10 protein-coding genes are annotated in these 14,059 nt (G+C 52.6%); 6 read left to right on the top strand and 4 right to left on the bottom strand.

The genetic code is table 11. From position 1 onward, the window contains the following. Nucleotides 1–339: 339 nt before the first annotated feature. Nucleotides 340–1,470, bottom strand: a complete 1,131-nt coding sequence (locus tag C5Y96_RS02865) for a DegT/DnrJ/EryC1/StrS family aminotransferase (RefSeq protein WP_105350027.1) — start codon at nt 1,468–1,470, stop codon at nt 340–342. 254 nt (nt 1,471–1,724) lie between these two features. On the opposite strand from C5Y96_RS02865, the gene C5Y96_RS02860 reads away from it, so the two are divergent. From C5Y96_RS02860 to C5Y96_RS02840, 5 genes are all read left to right on the top strand, one after another. Beyond that, complete coding sequence (locus C5Y96_RS02860) at nt 1,725–2,843, top strand: FkbM family methyltransferase (RefSeq protein ID WP_105350026.1); 1,119 nt, start codon at nt 1,725–1,727, stop codon at nt 2,841–2,843. Beyond that, nucleotides 2,840–3,481 carry an acetyltransferase gene (locus C5Y96_RS28090; protein ID WP_105350025.1) on the top strand — a complete coding sequence of 214 codons (642 nt, stop codon included), beginning with the start codon at nt 2,840–2,842 and terminating at the stop codon, nt 3,479–3,481. Before C5Y96_RS02860 ends, C5Y96_RS28090 begins: the two co-directional genes overlap by 4 nt. An 11-nt stretch (nt 3,482–3,492) precedes the next feature. Continuing rightward, nucleotides 3,493–4,527, top strand: coding sequence for a glycosyltransferase family 4 protein (locus C5Y96_RS02850; RefSeq protein WP_105350024.1), 1,035 nt, complete (start codon nt 3,493–3,495; stop codon nt 4,525–4,527). Further along, the gene (locus tag C5Y96_RS02845) at nt 4,524–5,558 is read left to right on the top strand and encodes a glycosyltransferase family 4 protein (protein WP_105350023.1); all 1,035 of its coding nucleotides are present in this window, start codon (nt 4,524–4,526) and stop codon (nt 5,556–5,558) included. The genes C5Y96_RS02850 and C5Y96_RS02845 overlap by 4 nt, the downstream gene beginning before the upstream one ends. A 74-nt stretch (nt 5,559–5,632) precedes the next feature. Continuing rightward, nucleotides 5,633–6,868 (top strand): glycosyltransferase family 4 protein, encoded by a 1,236-nt coding sequence (locus C5Y96_RS02840; RefSeq protein ID WP_158261063.1) that lies wholly within the window; start codon nt 5,633–5,635, stop codon nt 6,866–6,868. Between the two features lie 34 nt (nt 6,869–6,902). Here the strand turns inward: C5Y96_RS02840 and C5Y96_RS02835 are convergent, their stop codons facing one another. Then, a complete protein-coding gene (locus C5Y96_RS02835; RefSeq protein ID WP_233198746.1) occupies nt 6,903–7,847 on the bottom strand; it encodes an SGNH/GDSL hydrolase family protein in 945 nt (314 codons plus the stop codon). A gap of 208 nt (nt 7,848–8,055) precedes the next feature. On the opposite strand from C5Y96_RS02835, the gene C5Y96_RS02830 reads away from it, so the two are divergent. After that, the gene (locus tag C5Y96_RS02830) at nt 8,056–10,023 is read left to right on the top strand and encodes a fructose-bisphosphatase class III (protein WP_105350021.1); all 1,968 of its coding nucleotides are present in this window, start codon (nt 8,056–8,058) and stop codon (nt 10,021–10,023) included. A 53-nt stretch (nt 10,024–10,076) separates the two neighbouring features. Here C5Y96_RS02830 and C5Y96_RS02825 read toward each other — a convergent pair whose 3' ends face one another. After that, on the bottom strand, nt 10,077–12,569 hold the full coding sequence (locus C5Y96_RS02825) for a DUF1588 domain-containing protein (RefSeq protein WP_105350020.1): 2,493 nt from the start codon (nt 12,567–12,569) through the stop codon (nt 10,077–10,079). Then, on the bottom strand, nt 12,566–13,885 hold the full coding sequence (locus C5Y96_RS02820; protein WP_105350019.1) for a DUF1552 domain-containing protein: 1,320 nt from the start codon (nt 13,883–13,885) through the stop codon (nt 12,566–12,568). Before C5Y96_RS02820 ends, C5Y96_RS02825 begins: the two co-directional genes overlap by 4 nt. Between the last annotated feature and the right edge of the window lie 174 nt (nt 13,886–14,059).

The following is a 14,059-nucleotide window of genomic DNA, read 5'->3' as shown; positions in this document are numbered from 1 at the left end:
CCGGGTCCTGATTAGGCGGGGGAGGGAAAAAGAGATTAAAGGCAGGTTACCGCCGATTGTCCTCCTGCTGGCGTTCCCGTGCAACGTTTCTTTTCTCTGTTGCCGGGATTTTTTCTGACAAAATGATCCACACAAGAATGCTAGGTATTCTGGGTAGATATTTCATGACATCACTATTCCTCGTATTTCACCGTTGAGGAACGATTTTCCGGAATTCCTGCCGAGCCAGCAGCGCACCGAAAAGGACTTGCTTCACCTTGGCAATTGGTGAGTTCGACGGCCGTGATCCAAGTGGCAACGACAGCGTTCGCAGCTTAGATACGTTACCTAGATATGGGGCTAAGCAGCCCGTCTTAGTTGACTTCTGCACATCTGGCGAATCGTTGTAGCAACGAAATCGATATCTTCGCTTGCCAGATGGTTATAGGTTGGCAACATCAAGCCATTTTGGCCGAGCGTGTTGGTATGCTCCATGCTGCCAACAACTGGGCAATCGCGGTAAGGAGGCAAGCTATGGATGGGTACGAAGAATGGGCGCGAGTCAATCCCGGCGTCTGCCAGATGGGCGATCAGTTCATCTCTCGTATGGCCGAACACATCAGGCTGGATCACGATCGAATACATCCAGGGGCTAAGCGTCGCCCAACTGGCGACCGGCTGCAGATGAATGCCTGGGATCGAAGATAATTGTTCTGAGTATTGTTCAAAGATGCCGCTTCTTCGCGAAAGAATCTCCTCTCTCCGTTCCAACTGAGCACAAAGAAGCGCACAGGCAATGTTCGTCAGACGATAGTTGTAGCCAATGATTGGGAAATAATATCGGCGATTGGGGTCCATTCCCTGTCCCCGCAAGGCCTTCAAGCGAACATTCAACTGGTCGCCGTTGAACGTTACGGCTCCCCCTTCCCCCGAGGTGAAGATCTTGTTTCCGAAAAATGAGAACGTTGCCGCATCGGCCAGACCACCAACCGGGCGGCCTTTATACTCGGCGAATGGTGCTTCCGCCGCGTCTTCGATGACCCACACACCATGAATGGCGGCGATCTCGTTGATGCGGTCCATGTCGGCAGGATGGCCGAGAAGGTGGACGGCAATGATCCCCCGAGTTTTGGAGGTAATGGCTGCTTCGAGAGCCTCGGGATCCAGGCACCAGGTCTCTGGATCAACATCCACAAACACCGGGGTCGCGCCGCAGTAGGCTACGGCATTCGCAGTAGCGATATAGGTCATCGAAGGAACAATGACTTCGTCTCCAGGGCGAATCCCCAACCCCATGACTGCCAGATGCAGAGCGACTGTTCCATTAGCACAACTCAACGTGTATTTCGAGTCGCACATCTCGCCAAATTCACGCTCGAACCGTTCGATAAAAGCCCCGCTGGAAGAAATCCACGAACTGCGAATGGCTTCAACAACGAATTCCTCTTCGTTGCCGCTCACATCAACGCTCGCTACAGGGATTTTCCACATACGATTTGCACTCTGTTTGCTCGGATATTGACGAGGTATCTTGGCTATTAGGCAGGTCTGCTTTGGGAATAGACTGGGATGCCGGTCGGAAGTTTAGCAAACACTCGAACCATGGAGCAACATCAGCTCATATCCATCACTCCTGTGAGGTAATCCGTATTGACTTTATGCTTTGAAGTCGATGATAAAGCGAAGCAGTCAATCCTAGGGAATGTTTGACATAGCTTGTCCTTTTTTCGCGCGAAGTCAAAACCATGAAGGTACACCGAGATCGAGTAAGCATTGACGTTGCCTTATCTCCACAAAATACAAGTAGCGGAAGCGAGCCCCGAAGTGCCGTCACTTGCAACTTGGAATTGAAGGAAAAGAAGTCGATCTTCCGAAAGATCAAGGACGAGTTTCGTCGAACCCAAAAACGCGTTTCAGTCGGAATTTCTCGACTATCTGGTGGTCACCGCCCTATCGATGACGAGACAAATCGAGCAATCGCAGAGCTCCAGGACGCCAATCGCCAGCTACAGCAAACCGTAGCTCTGCTCCAAGCAAGAATGGACGAGGTCCAAAGACTCAGCTCGGGAAACCGCAACTCAAAAGCCTCCAACGGAATTCTCGTGCAAGTGAAGTCCGGATATGTCATGTGCCCTCCTCACGAGTCGACACTGTTGGGCTATCTGCGCGAGTCTGGGGACCTGGAACGCGGAACTCGATTGCTCATAGAGCGCATTTTACGACCAGGAGATGTCTTTGTTGATGTAGGCAGCCATATCGGATTACATTCCGTGGCTGCGGCGAATCGCCTGCAAGGTCGTGGTAAGGTTTATGCCTTCGAACCATCAACATCAACCTATGCGTTTCTGCAGGACACCGTTCAGGCAAACAACTTTCAAGATCTCGTAGAAACGTTTCAGTGTGCTGTTACTGATCAAGTCGGCGAGCAACGGTTTTATCTGGCCCCCATTGCGGGCCATCAGTCACTATTTCCACTTTATGAAGAGCAGGTAAACTCCGACAATTTTGAGATTGTGCGCACTACTCCTTTGGACGACGCCTTGCCAGCAGGGACCAATGTTCGCCTGTTGAAAATCGATGCCGAAGGGGCGGAGATCCTGGCGGTCCACGGGGCCCGACAAACCATTCAGGCCAGTCCGAACATTGGCTTAATCGTCGAGTTTGGCCCTTCTCATCTGGAACGCACCGGAGTTACCGCAGCCCAGTGGTTTGGGGCATTTGAAGAACTGCAGCTGGTGTATCGGGTAATTGAACCCTTTACGGGAACGCTAGAAGAATGGTCGATCGAACAACTTATGGAAGTCGAATCGGCCAATTTGCTCTTCGCGAGACCTGACTCTGACATTTGGGCATCCGCACAATGACGCAACGACACTGTGAAGTGGTAGTTGTTGGTGCAGGTGGACATGCCAAAGTCTGTATCGAACTATTGCAAGCCATGGGGCACGAGATTGCCTGCTGCATTGGCGGCCCCGATAGTCCGCCTTCATGTCTTGGCCATAAGGTACTTGCAGGCGACCACAATCTGCCGAACCTCTATGAGAAGGGATATCGGCAGGCTTTCGTTGCGATCGGTGCCAATCACGTTCGGGCTCGCATCTTTCACGAGCTTCACGCACTGGGATTCGATATAGTCAATGCCATTAGCCCTACTGCCGTTGTCTCGCCATCTAGCCAATTGGGGCGCGGCATAGCAGTCATGGCAAACGCAGTGATTAATGCTGATTCCCGGATTGGAGATGCTGTCATTATTAATACGGGAGCAACCGTCGATCATGACGTCATCGTCGCGAACGGAGTCCACATCGCACCCAGATGTGCTCTTGCAGGAAATGTCCAGGTAGGTGAGCGAAGCTTCTTGGGAGTCGGGTGCAGTATAATACCAGAGATTAAGATCGGCTGTGATACAGTCGTTGGTGCAGGTGCAGTTGTGGTTCAGGATCTTCCGGACTCAATCGTTGCCTACGGGGTTCCTGCGAGAGTCGCTCGAACAAGGGATTAGCTCCTCAGCTCATGAAAATTGCACTGTGCTCGTCATTTGTTCCATTCGTTTCGGGTGGGGCTCGAAATATCGTCAACTGGCTGGAAGCCATGCTCCAGGAAGCAGGGCACCACGTTGAGGTAGTCAATTTGCCTCAAGTCGATGATCCCAATTCACTCTTCAAGCAAATGTGTGCGTTTCGATGGGTGCATCTGGAAAATGCTGACCGGATCATCTGTTTCCGTCCTCAAGCTCATTTGATCCCGCACCCTCACAAGATCCTCTGGTTCATCCATCACATTCGTGTTTTCTACGATCTTTGGGATCACCCCGAATATAACCGGCTCGAGAAAAACATGGCCATTTGCGGTTTCCGCGATGCACTGCATGCGGCCGACTTGGAGGGGCTCAAGGAGGCAAAGACAATCTTCACGAATTCCACGATCGTCAGTGGACGCTTGCGCGAATTCAATGGTGTTGACTCGGAAGTGCTATATCCGCCTGTTTTTCGTCCAGAGCGATATCGCAACTGGGGTTCCAACGACGAGATCGTATGCATCTGCCGTCTCGAACATCACAAGCGTCAACATCTTCTCGTAGAAGCAATGGCCCATGTAAAATCGCCGGTCCGCCTGCGTCTGTGCGGCAGCAGCAATGGCAAATACCCGCAAGATTTAGATGACCTGCTCAGTATGTTGAGACTGAATCGGCGCGTTGTCATCGACAACCGCTGGATCACTGAAGAAGAAAAGGTCCAACTGCTTGGTAACTGCCTGGCTGCAGCCTATGTTCCGCTCGACGAAGATTCATACGGCTATCCAACAATTGAAGCTGCGCTCGCCAGCAAGCCTCTGATCAGCACGACAGACGCAGGAGGCGTAAGCGAGTTTGTTACTGATGGCTGGAATGGCTACATGGCGTTGCCTGATCCAGAAGCGATTGCCGAGGCAATTGACAAAATGTATTTCGACCGAGAGAAGACACGTCAAATGGGTGAAAATGCCCGAAATGAAGTGGCTACCCAAGGCATAACTTGGGAACGCGTACTGCAAAGATTGCTGGCATGAAAGTTCTAATCGTCAACAATATGGCTCCGTTTGTATGGGGTGGTGCCGAGGAACTTGCGGTGCATCTGCGCAAGAACCTGGAATTAGCCGGCCATGAAGCGGAGATACTGCGAATCCCTTTCAGCTGGGAGCCGCCAAGCCGGCTACTCTCGCAGATGCTCATGGCCAGGACCTTAGAACTTTCGAATACGGACCACGTTATTGCGTTGAAGTTTCCGGCTTACTTGATTCGTCACCCCAACAAGACACTCTGGGTTCTACATCAATATCGCCAGGCATATGACCTGTACGAAGCTGGCACGACCAATCTTGTCGGAAGCGAAGGCGATCAGATCCGGCAAGTGATTAAAAAGGCAGACGCGGAGGCGTTTGCTGAATCGAAACAAATCTTTGTCAATTCAAAGGTAACTCAGCAGCGTCTGCGGCAATTCAACAACGTCGAGTCCAAGGTATTGCTCCCTCCAGTAAACGACCCTGAAAGCTTTCAAGGAGGCTCTGATAGTGGTTACATCTTTGCCGGCGGACGCATCAATGGATTGAAACGCCAGCATCTATTGCTCGAGGCACTAGCACAAACGAAAAAGGGAGTTCGCCTGATTATCGCTGGTCCTCCAGACTCTGAAGCAGATGCCCAGCGACTACGGCGGATGGCTGAGGAATTGCAGGTCAGCGATCGCGTTCAGCTAGACTTGCGATTCCTTTCTCGCAGCGAGTACACCAACTATGTGCGTCATGCCAAGTGCGTGGCCTATTTGCCCTTCGACGAGGACTCACTTGGCTACGTCGCGATGGAAGCTGCCACAGCCAAAAAAGCGATCCTGACGACAGACGATAGTGGAGGCATCCTCGGTCTGGCAAAACACGGCGAGACCGGTTGGGTCACCCAACCTAACGCTGAATCGCTCGCGGAAGCCATGGCATCGGCTTTTCAGGATTCCGCTTACACCCGAGAACTCGGGTGTAATGCTTCGCAATATTGGGATTCTCTGGGAGTTAGCTGGCAGACAACAATACAGGCATTGCTTCCATGAAATTATCGATCTTCACACCTGGCCTGATACAATCCGCAGTTGGCAGGTCTGTCAGATTAGTCGTACGTACACTAGTGGACTCCGGACACGAAGTGACCGTCATACGGTCCGAATCGGAATCGCTACTGACCAGGTCCCCTCATAATTTCGCTTCGCCTGTCATCACGTGGCAGGACGTTCGCAACGTGACTCAAACCCTGCAGACGTCCGACTATACCTTCTACCACCTGGGTAACAACTATCATTTTCATGAAGGCTGCCTGAAATGGATGCCCAGTTTTCCAGGCATCGTATGTTTGCACGACTTCTGCTTGACCGACCTGGCCATTGAAGCTTGTCGACTTGAACCCGCGAAAATGCGAGACGTCGTATCGCATTGGTACAGCGATGAAATTGCCGCAGACTTTTTCAAGCCTCGCAAATCAGACAGCTTCATGGAACAGCTTCGCAAAACGGCCCCTATGACCGAATGGCTATGTTCACAGGCACTCGGAATATTAACCCATAGCAGTTGGGGGATCGATCGCGTAATGAGTTCGTGCCCCGGGCCCGTGATGGAGACTCCTCTCGCCTACGACGCGATGGAAGTGCCTCGCACCGACGAACCGCACGATTCGACTTTTCGAATCGTGACACTCGGACATATTAACCGCAATAAACGCGTCCACGAGGTGATTCAAGCAATCGGAGCCAGTCAGAGCTTACGGCAGAAAGCAGAGTATTGGTTGGTAGGCCCGATCGAAGCAGACATGCGAACAGAGGTCTCCTCGTTGGCCCAAAAACTGGGCGTTCGGCTTGTTATTAAGGGGCAGGTCAACGATGCCGAATTCGGTAACGCGATTCAGAGTGCCGATGTCATCTCCTGCTTGCGTTGGCCATCGCTCGAGGCGTCTTCCGCTTCATTAATTGAAGCCATGCTGATGAAAAAGGCCGTTATCGTCATTGACGATGCTCACTACAGCGATATTCCAGATAAGTGCGTTTTAAAGATTTCGCACGAGCGGGAAGTCGATGAGTTGACCAAGGCAATCGAAGAATTGGCCGCCCAGCCTGATGCTCGTCTCGAACTCGGAATACAGGCACAACGTTACGCGCAGTCGCAGTTCTCACCGGCGGCTTATATGAACGCAATGATTCAAATAGCCACTGCCGTTGCATCATCTCATCCACGACTTGCGGCAATTGATACCATGACAAACATCGCAAAGTCTTGGGGAGCCCACCCCAACTTACTCCATGCTGAAGAATTGATCGCACCCTTGCGGCTATTTGAAAATGCACCGACTCGCCAACCCAGCCTGCCGGAATAGCTTTGTCAGCCAATTTGGAAGTGCGATGAAGTCATTACTTCCGTCGCAATTGATTGATTTTCTCTTTCAACTGGGCAGCGACATCCTCGGTATCTCCCAGCGGTTGTGGCGATACGGTCTTTTCTCGAGTATAGCCGACGTGTTTCATCCAGTTGGCCGAACGATGTTTCCGCAATTTATCGACCTGCTTGTAGAGTGGATCTGCCTGAATTGCTTCGGGAGTTTGCTGGGGAACGGGAACATCCAGGGCGGCCAAAATTGATTGCGCCATGAACAAGTGCCCCTCAGCTCCGGGATGAACGCGATCTTTGGAAAAGACCTCCGTTCGAGCATCGCGTGCTTTCCGCATGGCCGAATGCAAATCAATGACATGAACCGCAGGCTTTTCGAGTGCCATTTGCCACGCCGCATACTTGGTCATCACCGAGTCATAGTTGAATTCTCCCGGCTTGGTCGTTTCATCGTAGATGGGAGGAGTCACCAGCACTATCTGCTCGACTCCCGCGGCCTGACATTGTTCGATAAGCTTATTCACCCCTTGTTGAAAGGCAGAGAATCGCTCGGCATCAAGCGGCTTATAGATCCCATCGTTGATACCATAACAGGCAAACACAACCTCGGGTTTGACTCGCTCTAACAACCGTCCGAGACGTTCAAACAGACAAGGGCGAGGAAACGCACCACCTGCATGACCGTCTTCGCTTAGCCCGGAAAGAGTTTCGCTTGCAAGCCCGAGACCGTAGATATCGAAGTCTTGTTGGGGGTACAGTTTCTCAAGATAGTAATCGACGAAGCTTACATATCCACCTGCCTGCGTGATGCTGTCTCCTAAGAATACCACGCGTTTACCGGCGAGATCCTGTGCCGTGAAGCTACCCAGTGAATGGGCACCGCTTGGGGTCGGATTCGTTTCTTCTGCCAAGAGACTCGATGGGACGAACAGTAGCATCGCACCTATAGCAATCTTCATCAAATTCATGATTCGCCTCGGTTTCGGTGAGCGTGGTTTGTTTCCATTGTAAACTACCGCCCTGGGCAATTGCGACCGTTTGCATCGGTGTGGCAATATTCGTAAACTAGCCACTGCCTTCTGTTTCAGCTGAATATCACTTGGTGTGTCTGGTCTGCCGCAACCCTTTCAGCGGTGCGGTAGTCGCGTTTTTCATTGTTTTGACGCAAGTTCTACTGTGCAAACCACATCTCACTCGTTTAAGCGTCCCAAGGCAGATCTTTCTATCCTGGAATTGCTCGCATTGCAGTTCCCCAATGCCGACGCGGCCATTGCCGAGACTGCTCGTCTGGCCGCTGTGCAGACTTTACCCAAGGGGGTCGTGCATGTGATCAGCGATATCCACGGCGAGGACAAGAAGCTACAGCACGTCATCAACAATGCCTCAGGCACGCTTCGCCCTTTGGTCGAAGACATGTTTGCCGGCTCGATGACAGGCCCTGAACTGGAAGAGTTCCTGAAGCTAACCTTCTATCCAGCCGAAGTGACCAAACGCGTTGGGGAAACACTTACACAGCCAGAAGAGATTCGAACTTACTCGCTGCGAATGTTGATGTCTCAGCTTGAACTGTTGCGATACCTGGTTTCCAATTTCAGTCTGCGTCTGGCAACGAACCTCTTTCCAGCAGAATACCGAGAACTTCTACTCGAGATGATGCATGCCCCTTCCACGGAACGGGGACCGGAATTCATCGGGGCAATCCTTGATGAGCTTGTCCGACGAGGCAAAGCGCTGCACTTGGTCCATCTGCTAGGGCGACTGATTCGCAACCTGGCCGTTGACGAGTTGATCATCGCTGGCGACCTGTGGGACCGGGGGCCACGCGGCGACAGGGTAATGGACTATCTTCAATTGCAACCCAATGTCGAATTCATTTGGGGCAATCACGACATGCTGTGGCTGGCAGCCTCCCTTGGACACGAAGCGGCGATCTGCACGGTGCTTCGTGTCTCACTCAGGTATCGCCGCATCGGCCAACTCGATGAAGGTTACAGCGTTCCCCTGACACCGCTGGAAAATTTGGCACGTACCGTTTACGCCGACGACCCTGCCGAGTTCTTCATGCCCAAGGGACAAGGGATGCGTCCCAATGAAGTCGTCGCGCGAATGCAAAAGGCTGTGGCGATCATTCAGTTCAAGCTCGAGGGGCAGATGATCGAGCGAAATCCACACTGGGAACTGGAACATCGAAGGTTAATGCATCGCATCAACTTCCAGGAGGGAACCATTGAAATCGATGGCCAAACCTACGCCCTTCGCGACACCAATTTCCCGACCGTCGATCCAGAAAACCCGTATCAACTCAGCGAAGAAGAGTCGGCTTGCCTTCATCGTTTGAAGCACTCGTTCCTTAACAGCCAGAAACTACGCGAACAGATGCGTTATATGGTTGGCCATGGATCGATGTACCTGAAGCGTGACGATTGCCTGATCTTTCATGGCTGCGTGCCGGTCGATGAGGAGGGCAACTTTCTGCCGGTGACCATCGATCAAAAGTCGGTCGCCGGGCGGGCCATGTTCGAAGAAATCGAAACGGTCGTTCGACGTGCTTTTGTCAATTCAGAACAAGCCGACCTCGATTTCCTGTGGTACCTCTGGAGCGGTCCACGATCTCCCTTGTTCGGCAAGGACCGTATCGCAACCCTGGAACGTGACTTCATCGCGGACAAGAAGCCCCACCACGAGACAAAAAACACCTATTTCACGCTCATCCACGAGACAGAGTTCTGCGACAAGGTCCTCTTGGAATTTGGCATGGAGCCTGATTGCGGCCTGATCGTTAATGGCCATGTTCCCGTAAAAGTCGAAGCCGGCGAATCTCCACTGAAACGAAGCGGTAAAGCGATTACCATCGACGGTGCGTTCTCGGAAGCGTATGGCGATTATGGTTACACCCTGGTACTAGAAACTGACCGCATCGTTCTGGCGCAACACTCCCACTTTGAATCGGTGGAAGCAGCCATTCGGGATGGGGTGGATATCATCCCTCATGTTCAGAATATTCGCGTCTTTGATTCGCCACGGAGAACCCGCGATACGGAACGCGGTCAACGAATCGGTTTCCGCATGGAAATGCTCGAACGATTGATCGAAGCCTATCAAGAGAACCGACTACACGAACGCCCTGTCGTAAGCAGGCCTTAGTCGACATCGCGAAGCAACTTGATCATCGACTGGTAAGTGGACGCTGGCCGCGGTTAGTTGCTAGGGCTGGCTGCCAGATCAACGCGGGTTCGGTAAAGAAACGCGTCGGATGTCAGCAGCGAGGTTAGCATGGCTTTCATGCTTCCCCCATTCTCCTTGTAAGCACGATACGCATCCTGAAGAACAGCCCGGTCGTTGAGGGTCTCGTTGCGTCCCATCCAGTACCGGAATGCATGACGCACGAAGACCTGCTCGGCCCGCTCGCTTTCTGCAATTTTCTTGATCATTTCGATCGCATCAGCGACTTCTCCATCCAGTTCGGGATCGCCCGAATCAATGATCTCGCCAGATGTGTCGACCGGCTTTTCCAGTTCGGTCTCTCGGTACAGACCGGCATGGTTGTACATTTCAAACGGCAATCCCAGCGGATCCATCTTTTGATGGCAAGTCCAGCAGTAAGATTCGCGTGTGACCCTCATTCTCTCCCGCAAGGTGTGATGAGGTTCATCGGGAAGCATCGCATCAACCGTTATCGGCACATCAGGAATACCGCCACCTAGCAGTCGTTCGTATACCCATCGACCACGGCGAATCGCGTGGTTGTCCATCGCGTCTGAGTGAGAAACGAGCCAACTTGGGTGCGTTAGAATTCCGAGTCGTTCCCCTTCTGGCACGGTTGCGAGAATTCGCTCAGGCTTCATCGATCCAGCACCAAAGCTCCGCCGCCCCACACGGGCATAAATTGGGTCGCCTGACAGGTTGGCCTCGGCAACCTTGTGATTAACGTTTCTGCCCTTGCTGGCAAGCGACTTGGGTGGCTCTTTTCCAGGATTGGCTACCTTCCAGGCTTCAAGTTCAGCTTCGTCTCTCTTTCTTTCCTCAGCGATCGACTGAGCCGTTTCCTTTCTCGTAAGTCTCTTGCCAAAAAAAGTATTGTCCCCCTTAGTGGCAACAACCTGGTCCGTCGTCAATAGTCGTTTAAGGACATCTCGGTCTTCCTCGAGAATCCGTTCGACCAGTCGATCCGTACTCGCCGTCGCATCGAACATCGACTGATAGTAACCCTGCCCTGCACCGACTCCTGTGTCGGCCAGTGCCTTGGTGTCTTTGCAGATGTAGCCGCCAAGGTCATAGTCGAAGTAGTCACGAAAGAACTGCAAAATGCGGGGCTTGCGAATGCTCTCATCGGCCAGCATCCGTTCGACTTCGCGCTTCACGTCAGCCTTGGTCCGCATACGGCCTTCGACAATTGCCTCACGCAGTGGACCATCTGGCGAGATATAACGCAGGGCATGATTAACTGCCAGCCCCAACTCCCAATCTTGGAGCATCACCCGGCCATACGGATCAGCCTCTCCGCTGGCGGCGAGTTCCGTCCGAAAAAGTGCGTCACGATCGAGAAAGATCGCCGAGAGTCCAAGCACGGCACCGTCTTCCTTGCCTAGCTTTTCGATCGATTGCTGCACAATCACAACGTAGGCATCCGACTCCTCAGGTGTCGGCGGACGAAACGTGAGGGCTTCGAATAGGTAGTCTACTGCTGCACGTATGGTCTCTTCGTCAGCGCCCTCGCTCTTCATCAAATCGTAGACCGGGGTGAGAGGACGCACGGTCTTGGTGTTATAGACGATCGACGTTGGTAGACCGCGGAGATCTCCCTGCATCTTATCTCGAATCGAGTTGGGATCGTCAGTGATTTGATACGGTTCGGCAATGCTCAGCGGACCATAGGCCATGTAGCGAATGATGTCCTCAGCAAAATTGACGATCTGCGTCGCTTCGGCACTGTTGACAGTAGAAAAGTGCGGGTAATTCTTCAGCCCGTGATCTCGCGACGAGGATAGCACGGCCGGAACGCTCTTGACCGCCGTCGCATAGGCTACCGTTCCCCCCTGCCACTTGATAATACGATCGACACCGAAGTAAAGCTTCAACTCCCCACCGTGATTGGTCGGCACGGCATCGCCATGGGCCCGCATACCTGGCTTGGCGGGATCAAACGCTGGCTCGCTATTGATTAACTCGTTTAACCGAGTCATGTGCTCTTGAGGCGTAACACGCCAGATACGGGCCGGCGAAGAAGTTGGCCGAAGATGAACATCTTCCGGCAAGACACCAAAGAGCAGATCGTGATCGACAAAGTTCCCTTTGCCAGGGTCAAGATGTGCCTGGAATCCACCTTTGTCTTGCAGTGCGCGTGATAGTTCCTGGACGATCCAATCGGAAAGCTGGAGCCGCTCGACGACTTCTAACTGAGGCATATCCTTAGGCGGCATCTGCTTCAAAGTGACCTGTGCCCAGACAGTATTCCAGGCCTGAGCATTCACTCCATCGACAGCATCCAGGTCATGCAAGGAAAAATTGCCTTCGTTGGCGTCGGGCTCTTTCTCTCCGTGACAGTCCGCACAGTACTTCGCTAAAAGAGGCTTCGCGAAACTGCGATAATCCTTGTTAACTCGTTGACCAGGCGTGTAGGTCTCCGCGTTTACCGCTGTAAGCAAAACGGACCAGAGCAGAACGCTACAAGCGTATACAACTCGGCTCATGCCAACAGTTCCTTGAGTGGACCGTTACCATCGTCAAACTTCTTGGCCAACTTTTCATCCATATTGTAGCGATCGCACGTTACCCCTGCTGCCCGCAGAAGCGAGGTATAGAGAGCGTTGATTGGACGCTTGCCGTCGATCTGGGTGAAGCGTCCCGTCTTGAAAGCTCCGTCAAAGTTACCCAGTAACATGACGGGCCAGTTTGCACCACTGGTGTGCTGACTATCCGCGTTATTGCTGGTGTAAACAATCAGCGTGTTGTCCATCATCGTGCCACTCCCTTCCGGCACGCTCTCGAGCGACTCGACGATCTTCACCAACATCCGGCAGTTGTACTGTCGGATCTTGATCCAAATTGGATTGTCAGGCTGCTTCATGTGACCAAGGTTATGTCCTTGTTGGTCGATCCCCAGCCCCTTCCAAGCACCGAAGATTTCACCTCGTCCTGATCCAATGGTCAAAGTATTCGTAATGCCTGAGGTTAGCGCCGAGATGCCAAGGTCTAGCAGAACGTCGTGCCAATCGGTCTCGAACTCTGGGTTGGTGTATCGCTCGTCGACTTCCGGTGCGAACTTTTTCAAGTGATCGGATACGGTATCAAGACGCTCACGAAGACCGTTGATATCCTGGAATCCATTAACGAATTGCTGGTAACGCTGACCATCGACCTCAGGAAGTGAATCTCCTTTGGCTGCGGCCAGGTGTTCGATTTGATCGAATACATTTGAACGGGCTTCATGCTGACGACGGATATCCCCAGAAGCGATTCTGCCATACAGCATCTGATAAAGGTGATTGGGGTTTGAGTGCATGAAAATTGGTTGCCCCGCTCCGCTGGCTGATAGGGTTGCCAATGTCGGCTTCGAGGTCATGTTCTCGATCGAGTCCATGCCGATGCACAGATGCGGCAGAAGCGTTTCCGGCAATACCTTGCTCAGTTCGTAGTCAATGGTCGCCGCGCTCGGCGGAACGCCATCCCCACCACGATAGCCACCCAACGCGCCAAAGAACGCGCTATGCGATGGACTAGTGTGCATACCATGCAGTCCGTTGATGATGTGCAGACGATCCTTATAAGGTTCAAGAGGGCTAATTGGCTCAGGCAATTCGATCTGAGCCAACGAACCGCTGTTGTGCTTTCCTTTGGGAATACAGGTCGCCGGGTCAAAGCCCTGGTTCTGCATGAAGAAAATGATACGCTTCGGCGTAGAGTTCTCTGGCGTCGATCCCATTAGCCGCTGAGTCGTCAGAGGAAGCCCTAGTGCGGCACCAGCACCAGTTGCGACAGCTTGCAGCATGGTTCTACGGGTAAGCATGATCGATCCTTCCGGATATCAATGAGGTCCATTGCCTCGATTATTTGCTGTTGCCACAAAAAGAGATCGCGTGGGTCTCTTTCAGCGTTAGATTGGCAAGGGAAGTCGTTGTGACGCAAATAGTCGACGTGGTGGGAACGTTCGCAAGATGGAATCAGGTGGGAATTACGCTTT

Origin of the sequence: Blastopirellula marina (genome assembly GCF_002967715.1) — a bacterium.
Taxonomy (GTDB): domain Bacteria; phylum Planctomycetota; class Planctomycetia; order Pirellulales; family Pirellulaceae; genus Bremerella; species Bremerella marina_B.
The sequence above is the reverse complement of the archived record's forward strand: the minus strand, read 5'-3'. Positions and strand labels throughout refer to the sequence as shown.